The 14,246-nt window shown below is 37.1% G+C and carries 16 protein-coding genes; 14 read left to right on the top strand and 2 right to left on the bottom strand.

What is annotated here, in order from left to right:
• Nucleotides 1-214, top strand: a 214-nt coding sequence (locus ACFXN8_RS18180; RefSeq protein WP_386847047.1) for a hypothetical protein, incomplete at its 5' end; no start/stop codon positions are given.
• Between the two features lie 191 nt (nucleotides 215-405).
• On the opposite strand, the gene ACFXN8_RS18175 is transcribed toward ACFXN8_RS18180, so the two are convergent.
• Entirely contained in the window at nucleotides 406-684 is a 279-nt protein-coding gene (locus ACFXN8_RS18175; protein ID WP_079563673.1) for a transition state genes transcriptional regulator AbrB, read from the bottom strand.
• Between the two features lie 508 nt (nucleotides 685-1,192).
• On the opposite strand from ACFXN8_RS18175, the gene metG reads away from it, so the two are divergent.
• The 7 genes from metG to ACFXN8_RS18140 all read left to right on the top strand — a co-directional run bounded on the left by metG (nucleotide 1,193) and on the right by ACFXN8_RS18140 (nucleotide 8,019).
• Nucleotides 1,193-3,184 carry a methionine--tRNA ligase gene (gene metG, locus ACFXN8_RS18170; protein ID WP_386847045.1) on the top strand — a complete coding sequence of 664 codons (1,992 nt, stop codon included), beginning with the start codon at nucleotides 1,193-1,195 and terminating at the stop codon, nucleotides 3,182-3,184.
• Between the two features lie 252 nt (nucleotides 3,185-3,436).
• The gene (locus ACFXN8_RS18165) at nucleotides 3,437-4,207 is read left to right on the top strand and encodes a TatD family hydrolase (RefSeq protein WP_386847043.1); all 771 of its coding nucleotides are present in this window, start codon (nucleotides 3,437-3,439) and stop codon (nucleotides 4,205-4,207) included.
• Between the two features lie 135 nt (nucleotides 4,208-4,342).
• Nucleotides 4,343-5,572, top strand: coding sequence for a resuscitation-promoting factor (locus ACFXN8_RS18160; RefSeq protein ID WP_386847041.1), 1,230 nt, complete (start codon nucleotides 4,343-4,345; stop codon nucleotides 5,570-5,572).
• Between the two features lie 292 nt (nucleotides 5,573-5,864).
• Entirely contained in the window at nucleotides 5,865-6,431 is a 567-nt protein-coding gene (rnmV, locus tag ACFXN8_RS18155) for a ribonuclease M5 (protein ID WP_386847039.1), read from the top strand.
• Nucleotides 6,424-7,305, top strand: a complete 882-nt coding sequence (gene rsmA, locus ACFXN8_RS18150; RefSeq protein ID WP_376076047.1) for a 16S rRNA (adenine(1518)-N(6)/adenine(1519)-N(6))-dimethyltransferase RsmA — start codon at nucleotides 6,424-6,426, stop codon at nucleotides 7,303-7,305. The genes rnmV and rsmA overlap by 8 nt, the downstream gene beginning before the upstream one ends.
• Nucleotides 7,306-7,462: 157 nt before the next feature.
• A complete protein-coding gene (gene veg / locus ACFXN8_RS18145) occupies nucleotides 7,463-7,723 on the top strand; it encodes a biofilm formation stimulator Veg (RefSeq protein ID WP_376076016.1) in 261 nt (86 codons plus the stop codon).
• Between the two features lie 113 nt (nucleotides 7,724-7,836).
• The gene (locus ACFXN8_RS18140) at nucleotides 7,837-8,019 is read left to right on the top strand and encodes a small, acid-soluble spore protein, alpha/beta type (protein ID WP_323651183.1); all 183 of its coding nucleotides are present in this window, start codon (nucleotides 7,837-7,839) and stop codon (nucleotides 8,017-8,019) included.
• A 62-nt stretch (nucleotides 8,020-8,081) separates the two neighbouring features.
• Here ACFXN8_RS18140 and ACFXN8_RS18135 read toward each other — a convergent pair whose 3' ends face one another.
• Nucleotides 8,082-8,258 carry a hypothetical protein gene (locus ACFXN8_RS18135; RefSeq protein ID WP_386847036.1) on the bottom strand — a complete coding sequence of 59 codons (177 nt, stop codon included), beginning with the start codon at nucleotides 8,256-8,258 and terminating at the stop codon, nucleotides 8,082-8,084.
• A gap of 366 nt (nucleotides 8,259-8,624) precedes the next feature.
• On the opposite strand from ACFXN8_RS18135, the gene ispE reads away from it, so the two are divergent.
• From ispE to ACFXN8_RS18105, 6 genes are all read left to right on the top strand, one after another.
• Nucleotides 8,625-9,491 (top strand): 4-(cytidine 5'-diphospho)-2-C-methyl-D-erythritol kinase, encoded by an 867-nt coding sequence (gene ispE, locus ACFXN8_RS18130; protein WP_376076014.1) that lies wholly within the window; start codon nucleotides 8,625-8,627, stop codon nucleotides 9,489-9,491.
• 56 nt (nucleotides 9,492-9,547) lie between these two features.
• Nucleotides 9,548-10,381, top strand: coding sequence for a pur operon repressor (purR, locus tag ACFXN8_RS18125; protein ID WP_079563681.1), 834 nt, complete (start codon nucleotides 9,548-9,550; stop codon nucleotides 10,379-10,381).
• A complete protein-coding gene (locus tag ACFXN8_RS18120; protein WP_376076011.1) occupies nucleotides 10,378-10,752 on the top strand; it encodes a RidA family protein in 375 nt (124 codons plus the stop codon). Before purR ends, ACFXN8_RS18120 begins: the two co-directional genes overlap by 4 nt.
• Nucleotides 10,753-11,027: 275 nt before the next feature.
• A complete protein-coding gene (gene spoVG / locus ACFXN8_RS18115) occupies nucleotides 11,028-11,330 on the top strand; it encodes a septation regulator SpoVG (RefSeq protein ID WP_386847033.1) in 303 nt (100 codons plus the stop codon).
• 265 nt (nucleotides 11,331-11,595) lie between these two features.
• Nucleotides 11,596-12,966 (top strand): bifunctional UDP-N-acetylglucosamine diphosphorylase/glucosamine-1-phosphate N-acetyltransferase GlmU, encoded by a 1,371-nt coding sequence (gene glmU / locus ACFXN8_RS18110; protein WP_376076007.1) that lies wholly within the window; start codon nucleotides 11,596-11,598, stop codon nucleotides 12,964-12,966.
• 24 nt (nucleotides 12,967-12,990) lie between these two features.
• On the top strand, nucleotides 12,991-13,950 hold the full coding sequence (locus tag ACFXN8_RS18105; RefSeq protein WP_370047888.1) for a ribose-phosphate diphosphokinase: 960 nt from the start codon (nucleotides 12,991-12,993) through the stop codon (nucleotides 13,948-13,950).
• Nucleotides 13,951-14,246: the final 296 nt, after the last annotated feature.

The following is a 14,246-nucleotide window of genomic DNA, read 5'->3' as shown; positions in this document are numbered from 1 at the left end:
ATCTGTTGGCCCAAGCGGCTCATCGGACGCCCCCAGGAAGCTTTGCTCTGTGCGAAAGCGAAGCGTCAGCAACAAATGTTTTAACTGTGCGAAAGCGAAGCGGCAGCAACAAATGTTTTCTGTAGCGAAAGCAAAGCGTCAGCTACAAAGCGCCCAGCCGGAACGGAAATCAACCCCACATTATGGTGAGGAGCTTATAAATCATATGAATTGATAATAATTGTAAAAAATAGTATCCTTAATCATAAAAGGTCTGACCTGGACAATATAAGGGACTCAAGAATTGGGTATATTATAGTTATCTTCTATTAAATGAAGATAACGACTCCGGACGCAATTAAGCCAAGGAGATTGACAAAAAATAAAACACCCAAATCACTGTGTTTGATTTAGGTGTATATCAAATTATTTTTTTAAGTTAGATTGGATTTCATTCACTAACATTTCTGCGCCTTCAGGGCTTAAAATTAATTTGCCTCCAACTAGACGGAAGTTATCATCAGAAACTTCACCAGTTACAGCACATGTCATGTTAGGCATATATTTTTTTAAGATGATTTTGTCATCATCCACATAGATTTCTAAAGCGTCTTTTTCTGCAATACCTAATGTACGACGTAGTTCGATTGGAATTACTACACGACCTAATTCATCGACTTTACGAACGATTCCTGTTGATTTCATAATATTTTTCCTCCTAATGTTAAAAGTTATATTGGTATTTCGTCAAATTTCGACATAATTCCTTGTCTGATAGTTATCATACCAAGTAATGCCATAAACGTCAATTAATTAATACACTAATAATATTGTTTTGAAAAAATTTTTTGAGGAGAAAACAGATATTTTGGTTTTTTTAAAAGGTTTTTATTATATATTTTTATTTATAGTAAAAAAGCTTCTTATTAAAGACATTAAATGGATTGATTATATTATTCGACATTTTTCGCGTACGATAAACTTTCAATCAATTATGCCTCGGCATAATTGCGTCTGGAATCTGCTTTGTGCTTAGGCCTGCAGATGTTTTTTGTGCGAAAGCGAAGTGACAGCAACAGCACCGATGTTGGTCACTCAGGCGTTTTCACAGGATGTGAAGGTTCCTCTATTTCAGCGGGGTGTTTGGACACCTGCTGAAAGAAGTTGAAACGAATTTCGTACTTAGTTAGAATAGATAGTATACTGTGAAACAATGGAGGCAGTTCTAGTGAGCGAAAAAAATAAAACATTCTATATAACAACCCCTATTTATTACCCAAGTGGGAAATTCCATATTGGTACTGCGTATACAACTGTAGCATCAGATACAATTGCACGTTATAAACGTTTACGTGGTTATGATGTACGTTTTTTAACTGGAATGGATGAGCATGGGCAAAAAATTCAAGAAAAAGCTGCAGAAGCGGGCAAACATCCTCAAGAATACGTGAATGAAATTGCAGATGCTGCGAAAAAACTTTGGGCATTAATGGACATTTCATACGATGACTTTATTCAAACAACGCAAGAGCGTCATACGAAAACTGCCGAAAAGATATTCCAAAAGTTTTTAGATAATGGTGATATTTATAAAGGTGAGTATGAAGGTTCGTACTGTACACCATGTGAATCATTCTTTACTGAGACACAATTAGTAGATGGTAACTGCCCAGACTGTGGTCGTCCAGTACACAAGGTTAAAGAGGAATCTTACTTCTTTAATATGAAGAAATACGCAGATCGTCTATTAGCTTATTATGAAGAAAACCTTGATTTCATTGAGCCTGAATCTCGAAAAAATGAAATGATTAATAACTTCATTAAACCAGGGTTAGAAGATTTATCTGTTTCAAGAACTTCATTTGATTGGGGCATCAAAGTTCCTGGAGATCCTAAACATGTAATTTATGTATGGGTAGATGCCTTAACTAACTATATAACGTCATTAGGTTATCTTTCAGAGGATGAAACACTATTCAATAAATATTGGCCGGCAGATGTACATGTAGTTGGTAAAGATATTGTTCGATTCCATACTATTTATTGGCCAATTTTCTTAATGGCACTAGATTTACCACTTCCGAAAAAAATATTTGCCCATGGTTTTATCATGATGAAAGACGGTAAAATGTCTAAATCAAAGGGCAATGTTATTTATCCTGAAATGTTAATAGAGCGTTATGGTTTAGATGCGACACGATACTTCCTATTGCGTGAGTTACCATTCGGCTCTGATGGTGTATTTTCGCCAGAATCTTTTGTTGAACGTACAAACTTCGACTTAGCAAATGATTTAGGCAATTTATTGAATCGTACTATTTCAATGATTAATAAATATTTCGATGGTATTATTCCAACTGAAAATCTTCAGTCGACAGAGTTTGATGCAGCTTTAAAAGGACAGGCTGAATCGGTACGTATTAAATATGAAGAAAGTATGGAAAAAATGCAATTTAGTGTCGTATTAGCCGACTTATGGACGCTAGTTTCGAGAACGAATAAATATATAGATGAAACTCAACCATGGGTGCTAGCAAAAGAGGAAACAGATAAGCCAAAATTAGGCGCTGTTATGCGAAATTTGGCGGAAAGTTTACACCAAATGGCTGTCATGTTACAACCATTTATGACATCTACTCCTAAGCGAATTATTGAACAATTGGGGTTAGATGACAAATTCTTAGCATGGGAAACAATTGAAACATTCGGCAATACTATTCCAGCAAACATTAAAGTGGTAGAAAAAGGGATTCCGATTTTCCCTCGTCTAGAAAGTGAAGTTGAAATTACGTATATTCGTGAGGAAATGCGTGGTTCAGTGAAAACTCCGCAAGTGGAAGAAGCAAAAGATGAGCAAAAAGCTGCGGATATTCCAGAAATTCCTGAAATTACTATTGATGATTTTATGAAAGTAGATTTACGTGTAGCCACTGTAACTGCATGTGAAACCATTCCGAAAGCAGACAAATTATTAAAGCTTCAAGTGGATCTAGGATATGAACAACGACAAGTAGTTTCAGGTATTGCAAAGTTCTATTCTCCAGATGAATTAATTGGTCAAAAAGTAATTGTAGTCGCTAACTTAAAGCCAGTTAAATTACGCGGTCAATTATCGCAAGGAATGATTCTAGCTGGTGAAAAAGATGGAATTTTAAAATTAGCATCGGTCGATTCAAAACTAGAGAATGGTGCAAAAGTAAAGTAAAAAATTTTAGGAAGGCCTGCTGAATGAAAAAATTCAGCAGGCTTTTAAAATCCGTTAGAAAAATGGGTGATTTATTATCTTGAAATAATTTATGCACAGTAAATAATAGATATTTTTAGGTATATAGTAATAGACGAGGGGTCTAGGGTTATGTGTAATGTCATAATACTAAATTGTTTGTAACAAATTTGTAACACTTATGCAAAATATGAAATAATAATTTTTAATAAAATCTATGTTAGGAGAATGACGATGTTCATTGATACACATGTACACTTAAATGCAGATCAGTATGAAGAAGACTTACAAGAGGTTATAGATAGAGCTCTTGAGGCCAAAGTAGAAACGATGGTTGTTGTTGGTTTCGATCGCAAAACCATTGAAAAAACAATGCAACTGGTTGAACAATATGATTTTGTTTATGGTGTTATAGGCTGGCACCCGGTTGACGCCATTGATTGTAGACAAGAGGATTTAAATTGGATTGAGGAATTAGCAGCACATCCAAAAATAGTGGGTATTGGTGAAACTGGGTTGGACTACTATTGGGATAAATCACCGAAAGATGTTCAACAAACACTTTTCCGCAAGCAAATTCATTTGGCGCAAAAACTGAATTTACCAATCATTATCCATAACAGGGATGCAACTGGAGATGTTGTACAAATTTTACGTGAAGAAAATGCAGCTTCCGTGGGAGGCGTTATGCATTGCTTTAGTGGCAGTGTGGAAACCGCACATGAATGTATTGCTATGAATTTTATGATTAGTCTTGGTGGACCGGTGACATTTAAAAACGCACGAATGCCGAAGGAAGTGGCGACAGAAATACCATTAGAGCATTTAATGATCGAAACAGATGCACCGTATTTAGCGCCACATCCATATCGAGGAAAACGTAATGAGCCAGCTTTAGTACCGTTAGTTGCAGAAGAAATTGCACGTTTAAAAGGATTGACGATTGAGGAAATTGCACAGGTAACGACGGCCAATGCGAAAAATTTTTTTAAGATTGACAATTAACTAGCTGAGACGCCTCCAATACTAGGTTTGTGGTTGGCCAAAATAGCGATGTCAATTTTCTTAGAAATACATTCGGGTTGACAGTGCCAAATCTAGTACGTATAATCCAACTTTGTATTAAGGAGGCGTTTTTTCATGTCAAATAATTCCATGAAAAACTTGTTCTTAGGATCATTGAGGAGTAAGCAAACAGTAATAAGTATTATTTCACTTGTTCTGTTTGTATCTGTAATTTCATTCGTACTTTATCAAGGTACAAAAAAAACCGTAACGCTTGATGCGAACGGAGAAGCAATCGAAGTAACAACACATGCCAAAACTGTAGAACAATTATTACAAGGTCAAAATATAGACGTAGCAGAGCATGACAAAATATCACCCTCTCTGAACACCAAAATTGTTAATGGATTAGCAATTTCATGGGAACAGGCAAAAAAAGTAACTATTTCAGTTGATGGAAATCAGTCAAAAGTTTGGACAACTGAAACACAAGTGAAAGACATTTTGAAAGAAGCGAATATTGAAGTATCAGAGCATGATTCTTTAAAACAAGGCGTAGATACAGAGATAGGAGCAGACAACAAGATCGATATTCAAAAAGCGTTTCAAGTATCACTTGTCGATGGCGTAAACAAAAGACAAGTATGGTCCACTTCGACTACGGTCGCTAACTTTTTAAAACAACAAGGAATTCAGTTAAACGAATTCGATCGTGTCGAGAATAACCTGAAGGACGTAATCACTCCACAGAGTAAAATCACAGTAGTTCGCGTAGAAAAGGTTATCGATGTAGTGGAAGACTCTTTAGATTTCGCAATTGAAAAGAAGCAGGATGCTTCATTGCAAAAAGGAAAACAAAAAGTTGTAACAGCAGGCCAAAAAGGTTTAATGACTAAAACGTATGAAATCGTTAAAGAGAACGGCCAAGTTGTAGCTAAAAATCTACAATCTAAAAATGTTGTAAAAGAACCGCAGACGCAAGTGGTTGCAGTAGGTACTAAAGCTGTAGTCGCAACTGTAGCTAGTGCATCGACTGCATCGACTGTATCACGTGGTTCAACAGAGCCAGCTAGCGGTAAAGAATTTTATGTAACGGCAACAGCCTATACACCTTATTGTAATGGCTGCTCAGGGACATCTGCCACTGGCATTGATTTACGATCAAGCTCTGGATTGAAAGTAATTGCAGTAGACCCTTCTGTTATTAAGCTTGGCTCAAAAGTTTGGGTTGAAGGCTACGGAACAGCTATAGCAGGGGATACTGGCGGTGCAATTAAGGGTAATAAGATCGACATACTTGTACAAACGGAATCTCAAGCTAGTACTTGGGGAGTAAGAAAAGTTCGTATAAAAGTATTAAATTAAAAAAATTGTAAAATTAATCAAAAATGTTTTTCACTTATTGGCTTTCCTGTTTTGACTGGCGGGAAAGCTTTTTTATCTTTTTTCAGTAATTTGTACTGGAGGATAAAATATAGTCATATCTACATAAAGTAAGCTGTAACATCAACTGCACGGTCTATTTGAAAGAGAAAGTACCAGCAATAGCATAGTCGAGGGAGAAAATTATAAGAAGATGAGTAGCCGTGTATTTCTGTACAATCATACAGTGCAGTTGTAAAATGGTCTGAAGATAAGGTAGAAAAGAGGAGCCTTTTTGCAAATAAAAGAAATCATTGTTGTTGAAGGAAAAGATGATACAACAGCTATTAAGCGAGCTGTACAAGCAGATACAATAGAAACAAATGGATCGGCGATTTCAGAGGAAACACTGAAGAGAATTCAACATGCACAGGATAAAAGAGGTGTTATTGTTTTAACTGATCCAGATTATCCAGGACGTCGAATTCGTGCCATTATCGAGGAGCATGTAAAAGGTGTAACACACGCTTTTTTACCAAAAGCAAAAACAATTGCGAAAAACGGTAAAGGACTTGGAATAGAGCATGCAGCAGATGAAGATATACGCGAGGCACTACGGCATGTCTATACCCCTAATGATGTTGAGCCAACCACTGATAACATTACGCTCGAAGATTTAATGATGGCACGTTTAATTGGTCATCCACAGGCAAAAATTCGTCGTGATCGTCTTGGAGAAATTTTGAATATTGGTGCAACAAACGGTAAACAACTTCATAAAAGATTAAAAATGTTTCAAATTACAGAAAAGCAATTTGGTGCGGCAATCGCACAGGTAGATCAGGAGGAAAATGATGCATAAGGATATTGCAACACCCATTAGAACACAAGAAATTTTAAAAAAATATGGATTTTCATTCAAAAAAAGCTTAGGTCAAAATTTTTTAGTAGATCCGAACATTTTGCGAAATATTGTTAGTCACGCAAATTTAACTGAAAATAGTGGTGCAATCGAAGTTGGTCCTGGCATTGGAGCATTAACAGAGCATTTAGCGAGAAGTGCAAAAAAAGTTGTATCTTTTGAAATTGATCAGCGATTATTACCTGTATTAGAAGACACGCTTAGTCCATATAATAATGTTACGATTGTACATTCAGACATTTTAAAGGCGGATGTTGCTAAGGTAATTCAGGAAGAGATGCCAGGTATTGAGGATATTATGGTTGTAGCGAATTTACCTTATTATGTGACGACTCCGATTTTAATGAAATTACTTAATGATCGTTTGCCAATTCGCGGATTTGTTGTCATGATGCAAAAGGAGGTAGCAGAGCGTATTACGGCTAAACCTGGAACGAAGGAGTACGGTTCTTTATCAATTGCGATTCAATATTATGTGAAAGCTGATATTGCCATGACAGTGCCGAAAACTGTGTTTATGCCCCAGCCGAATGTGGATTCTGCAGTGATCCGTCTTATTAAACATGATGAACCTCCAGTAAAAGTAATTGATGAGGATTTTTTATTTGTTGTTACTCGCGCGTCGTTTGTACAAAGACGAAAAACAATCTTCAATAATTTACAATCGGGTTTACCAAATGGTAAGGTACACAAAGAAAAAATAATGGATGCTTTACAAGCAGTAAATATTGAACCAACACGTCGAGGAGAGACCCTAACCATTCAAGAGTTTGGAAAATTAGCCGATGTACTACACCCTACGTTTGCAAAGTAAAAAATTTTTGTTAACTTTTTTGAGTATATGTAAAAAAAAATGGTCTTTTTATGAAAAATAAGTTGACAACATTTATAATAGGCTGATAAAATATTATATTTTATTGACATTTTTGGGCGGGTCGCTTATACTATTAAATAGTGAGGTGTAAGCGAAAATGCCAAAAACTTTAGCGGACATTAAAAAGTCGTTGGATTGTCATTTGGGTAAACGTTTGCAGTTAAAAGCAAACGGAGGTCGCAAGAAAACGATCGAGTGTGCAGGGGTATTGCGTGAGACATATCGCGCTATCTTTGTGGTTGAGCTTGATCAAGAAGACAATACGTGCAAGCGCGTATCGTATAGCTACACAGATATTTTAACTGAAGCAGTAGAGATTACATTTTTAGACGAGGCAAAGACTGCTATCGCAAAATAGTTTCTAGTACTTATTTCTATATTTCGAAACACTCATGTATGTTAAAACTACATGAGTGTTTTGCGTTTTCTGGGGCATACTAAATTCGTCAGTTGTAAAAGGAGGAGTTTAGTATGCCTAGAAAAGGTATCATGTCACCTCGTTTAAAAGAAGAGATCGCTAAAGAGCTTGGATTTTATGATGTTGTGCAACGAGAAGGCTGGGGCGGCATTAAAGCTCGAGACGCCGGTAATATGGTCAAACGTGCCATCGAAATGGCTGAGAGAGCAAGTAGTGAGCAAGAGAATAATAAGTAGCCTGTGAACTAGACTACTTATTATAACTTCTTTCTGCAAACCACTATAAGTGGTGAGAGGAGTCACTTTTCAGCGGGTGTCCAAACATCTGCTGAAATAGAGGAACTCAAGCTAAGAACTTCACATCCTTGTGAAAACGCCTGAGGTCCAACATCGTGCTGTTGCTGTTGCTTCGCTTTCGCACAGACAAAACACCTTGCTGCCGCTGCGTTAGCACTACGCTTTCGCGCAAAAGCCATCTGTTGGATTAAGCCTCCGGCGGACGCAATTATGCCGAGGCATAATTGATCTTTATTAGCAGGGATGAAAGCTTCCTGTAGACACAACAACGCAACTGACGAAAGAGAACCGTTACACCAAATAGGGGTATACGGTTCTTTTTTTCCATTTTCGCTTTCCCATTATGGTAAAATAAAATGAATTAAAAGATGAACGACAGATTTATCTTCATTCAGGAAATCTTTAATATAGCGAAAATAAACGCCAGCTACTGATATTTTGTAACAGTTACAGAAGACACCTACATGTAAAGGTAGTGAGAGGTTCGAATATCGACTGAATGATCTGGCGGTAATTGATAAGTGTAGCTATAAGGAGGAAGAAAGATGCTTTATGTAAAGGCGCCTGCAAAAATAAATTTAACATTAGATGTGCTTTATAAAAGACCAGATAATTATCATGAAGTAGAGATGATCATGACAACTGTGGATTTAGCTGATCGTATTTGTTTAGAATCTCGAGAAGATGGTGTAATAGAAATAATTTCGACTGATAATTTCGTACCAAATGATCACCGAAATTTTGCTTATCAGGCAGCGCGTCTAGTTAAAGATACATACGGCATTGGACAAGGTGTATCCATTACTATAGAAAAGGAAATACCAATCGCAGCGGGATTAGCGGGTGGCAGTAGCGATGCGGCTGCTACATTGAAGGGTTTAAATGAGCTGTGGAATTTAGGGTTATCTATAGATGAGTTAGCTGAATTAGGTGCGAAAATTGGTTCAGATGTTTCGTTTTGTGTCTATGGAGGCACGGCATTAGCAACGGGGCGTGGAGAAAAAATTCAGGAATTGCCTGCACCACCAAACTGTTGGGTAGTCTTAGCTAAGCCTAAAATAGGCGTCTCTACTGCTGAAGTGTATGGAGGATTAAAGGTTGAAGGGTTAGAGCATCCAAATACGAAGCAAATGATTCGTGCTATTGAAACAGAAGATTATGAGCTACTATGTGCATCATTAGGAAATGTTTTGGAAACTGTAACATTTAAACTACATCCAGAGGTAGTAATGTTAAAGGAACAGATGAAGCGTTTTGGAGCAGATGCGACATTAATGAGCGGAAGCGGTCCGACGGTGTTCGGTTTAGTGGATAGTGAAGCTCGAGTAAGCCGCATTTATAATGGTTTACGTGGTTTTTGCGAAGAAGTATATGCAGTTCGGATTTTAGGTGAGCGAAATACGCTTGCTTAAAACCGCAAATTTATGTTAATTTTACCTATAAATATTCGTGTTTAGGAGAGGGTCGCATGAAATGGAAACGTAGTGAACGACTAGTTGATATGACGTACTATTTACTAGAACATCCACATCAGCTGATCCCGCTAACTTATTTTTCTGAACTATATCAATCTGCAAAGTCTTCCATTAGTGAAGATTTGACGATTGTAAAAGAAACTTTCGAAGAAAAAGGAATCGGGTTATTGATGACAGTACCGGGCGCTGCAGGAGGAGTTAAGTATATTCCTAAAATGTCCGAAGCCGAGGTCCGTTTAGTTATTCATGATTTAAAGGCGGAGCTTGAGCATTCAGATCGTTTGTTACCAGGCGGTTATTTATTTATGACGGATTTACTCGGCAATCCAGATTTAATTAATCGAGTTGGTAAGGTATTTGCATCCGCATTTGCTGATCAACAAATCGATGTCATAATGACTGTCGCTACAAAGGGAATTTCTATTGCTCACGCGATAGCAAGACATTTAAATGTACCGGTTGTTGTTGTCAGAAGAGATAGTAAGGTAACTGAAGGCTCTACTGTTAGCATCAACTATGTATCTGGTTCTTCCAGAAGAATTCAGACAATGGTATTATCAAAAAGAAGCATGAAGAGTGGGCAACGAGTGCTAATTACTGACGACTTTATGAAGGTCGGTGGTACAATGAATGGCATGAAAAATCTATTAGAGGAGTTTGACTGCCAACTAGCTGGTATTGCAGTGCTTGTAGAAGCTGAGCATGCAGACGAAACTTTAGTAGATGATTATTACTCACTAGTGAAGCTTCATGAGGTCAATGAAAAAGACCGTACAATTGCATTAAGTGAAGGTAACTATTTTTCTAAAAGGGGAAATGACAAATGAAAGTAGTAGCAACAACAAATGCACCAGCAGCAATTGGACCATATTCACAAGGAATTATTGTAAATGGCATGTTTTATAGCTCAGGCCAGATTCCACTAACAGCAACAGGTGAATTAGTGGAAGGTGATATCACTGTTCAAACAAACCAAGTATTTGCAAATCTAAAAGCCGTTTTAGAAGCTGCCGGAACATCTTTAGACAGTGTTGTTAAAACGACTGTTTTTATGAAGGATATGAACGACTTTGTTGCGATGAATGAAGTATATGCTAGCCACTTTGGTGATCATAAACCTGCTCGTTCAGCAGTAGAAGTTGCACGTCTACCGAAAGATGTTAGAGTAGAAATTGAAGTTATTGCAATCGTTAAATAAGAAATTTTTTAGCTCACTAGAAGAGAATCTCTTTTAGTGGGCTTTTTTTATCCTTGTTTTCTGTAGCGAAAGCGAAGCGACAGCTACAATTACGCCAAGGAGAAATTGATTAAACTGTCAATGAATTGTCAAAAATTAAGCAAATTAAAGGAAATATTATACTAATAAGTATTCAAATTTTTTAGAAAATTTGATAGACTATAAAAAGGAAAATATTCGGTAATAATGAATATTATATTTACATTTAGGCATCTAAGAAGAGAGGTGGTGAGAAAATGGAAGTTACTGATGTAAGGTTACGTCGTGTACAGACGGATGGTCGCATGCGTGCGATTGCTTCCATTACACTCGACAATGAGTTCGTAGTTCATGATATTCGTGTGATCGATGGCAATACAGGTTTGTTCGTTGCTATGCCAAGTAAACGGACGCCAGACGGTGAATTTAGAGATATTGCGCATCCTATTAATTCTACTACTCGTAATAAAATTCAAGAGATTATTTTAAACGAGTATCATAATTCAAGCGATGCAGAAGCAATAGAAAAAACAGAAGAATTAGAAGGAATTGGCGTATAGTTAAAAGGGAATAAGTGTAAATTTAACTACGGTGATTTATACTTATGGTGAAAGTAAATAAAAAGAACTCTTCTTAATTGGAGAGTTCTTTTCATTTTGAGAATAAGAGAAAACGAGCAGTTTTTAGGACATACATATTAACATTCGAGCATAAGGTGCATTTGATTTGGAAATTCACCTTTTTTGTCAAGTCAACATGCCTTGAAAATAGATGGATTTTGCTATATAGTCATAAGAGAAAATGAGCGTATTGGAGGACTTACAGATGAGCAACATTTTTGCTGTCATTTTGGCTGCAGGTCAAGGTACACGTATGAAGTCCAAATTATATAAAGTGCTCCATCCAGTATGTGGGAAGCCAATGGTACAACATGTGGTGGATCACATTCAAACGTTAGATGTGAAGCGCATTGTAACGGTTGTAGGACACGGTGCAGAAATGGTGAAACAACAGCTTGGCGATAAAAGCGAGTATGTTTTACAGGCTGAACAGTTAGGGACAGCTCATGCTGTACAACAGGCTGAGACAATTTTAAGTAGCGAAGAAGGGACAACATTAGTTGTTTGTGGTGATACACCACTTATCCGCCCTGAAACGATGCAAGCTTTGTTCGAGCACCATCAAGCAAAGAATGCCAAGGCAACAATTTTAACAGCCATTGCTGAAAATCCAACAGGCTACGGTCGTATTTTACGTGGCGACAATGGACAAGTGGAGCAAATCGTTGAGCAAAAGGACGCTTCGGCAGAACAGCAATTAGTGAAAGAGATTAATACGGGCACATACTGCTTCGATAATAAGGCCTTATTTGAGACGTTAAAGCTTGTGAAAAATGACAATGCACAGGGTGAATATTATTTGCCGGATGTCATTGAAATTTTACAAAAACAAGGCGAAATCGTTGAAGCATATGTAACTGGAGATTTCGAAGAAACACTGGGTGTTAATGATCGTGTTGCTCTGTCTCAAGCAGAGGCGCTAATGCGTACAAGAATTAATGAAAAGCATATGCGTAACGGTGTCACAATTATTAATTCAGAAGCAACATACATCAGCGCTGAGGCAATGATTGGTCGTGATACTGTCATCCAACCAGGTTCTATAATTGAAGGTACAACTGTTATTGGTGAAGATTGTATAATCGGGCCAAACACACAAATCATTGATAGCCGTATCGGTGACCGAACAACTGTACATTCTTCTGTTGTACGTGAAAGCGCTGTAGCAGAAGACACAGCTATAGGACCGTTTGCAAATATTCGACCACTTTCTGATATAGGTAGCCATGTGAAAATTGGTAACTTTGTAGAAGTGAAGAAAAGTAAACTAGGTAATGACACGAAAGTATCCCACTTAAGCTATATTGGAGATGCTGAAATAGGAAGCAATGTCAATATTGGCTGTGGTTCCATTACAGTAAACTATGATGGGAAAAACAAGTTCCAAACAATTATTGAAGATGATGTATTTGTAGGATGTAATACTAACTTAGTAGCGCCAGTGAAAGTTGGAAAAGGTTCATTTATTGCAGCAGGATCTACAATTACAAAAGAAGTTCCTGAGGATGCGCTAGCAATTGCTCGTGCAAGACAAGAAAACAAGCCGAATTATGTAAGCAAATTAAATTCAAAATAATTATCAACTAAACAGGAGGCCATCATGCCGTATCATTATGCAAACTCACAATTAAAAATATTTTCACTTAACTCTAACAATCCGCTTGCTCAAGAAATTGCGCAAGAAATGGGTGTTGAATTAGGTAAATCTTCTGTTAAACACTTCAGCGATGGAGAGGTTCAAATTAGCATTGAAGAAAGTATTCGTGGTTGTGATGTGTTTATCGTGCAGTCTACTTCTGCGCCTGTAAACGAACATTTAATGGAGCTTTTAATTATGGTAGATGCTGTGAAACGCGCATCTGCTCGTACAGTAAACGTTGTAATGCCTTATTATGGATATGCTCGTCAGGACCGTAAAGCAAAAGCACGCGAGCCAATTACAGCTAAATTAGTAGCAAACTTACTTGAAACAGCTGGTGCAACACGTGTTATCGTTTTAGATTTACATGCACCACAAATCCAAGGTTTCTTCGATATTTTAATCGATCACTTGATGGCAGTGCCTTTATTATCTGATCACTTCAAATCAAAAGGTATCCCAGAAGAAGAAATCGTTGTTGTTTCCCCAGACCATGGTGGTGTAACACGTGCTCGTAAAATGGCAGAACGTTTAAAAGCACCTATTGCAATTATTGACAAACGCCGTCCAAAACCAAACGTTGCAGAAGTAATGAACATTGTTGGTAATGTTGATGGTAAAGTGGCAATCTTGATTGATGATATTATTGACACTGCAGGTACAATTACAATCGGCGCGGATGCATTACGTGCTGCTGGCGCGAAAGAAGTTTATGCTTGTTGCTCTCACCCAGTACTATCAGGCCCAGCAATCGAGCGTATCGAAAACTCTTCGATTAAAGAATTAGTTGTAACAAATACAATCCAGCTTCCAGAAGAGAAAAAATCTCCAAAAATTACAGAGCTTTCAGTAGCTAAATTGATGGCAGATGCAATCTCTCGTGTCTATGAAAATAAATCTGTAAGTACTCTATTTGATTAATATATATAAACGAGCCCCAATATGTGGCTTATTAAGGACAAATCTACGTTTGCAGGTAGATTTGTCCTTTTTATAAGTTTCTTTTGTTTGAATTTTCTTATAAAAGGGTATAATAGTAATTGTGACTTAATAATATTTACACTACTTTATAAAAAATAGAGGTAAATATTATTATAGCCTTATCAAATGTCATTGTTTTAACTTCTTTAAGCAAATGTTTTTTGTTCCGAAAGCATAGCTAGTAGTGACATTTATAATAAGGCGTAAATAATTTTTCTTGGAAGGGGAAGTAAGAT

It is taken from the genome of Lysinibacillus sp. NPDC059133 (assembly GCF_042755925.1).
GTDB lineage: Bacteria > Bacillota > Bacilli > Bacillales_A > Planococcaceae > Lysinibacillus.
The sequence above is the reverse complement of the archived record's forward strand: the minus strand, read 5'-3'. Positions and strand labels throughout refer to the sequence as shown.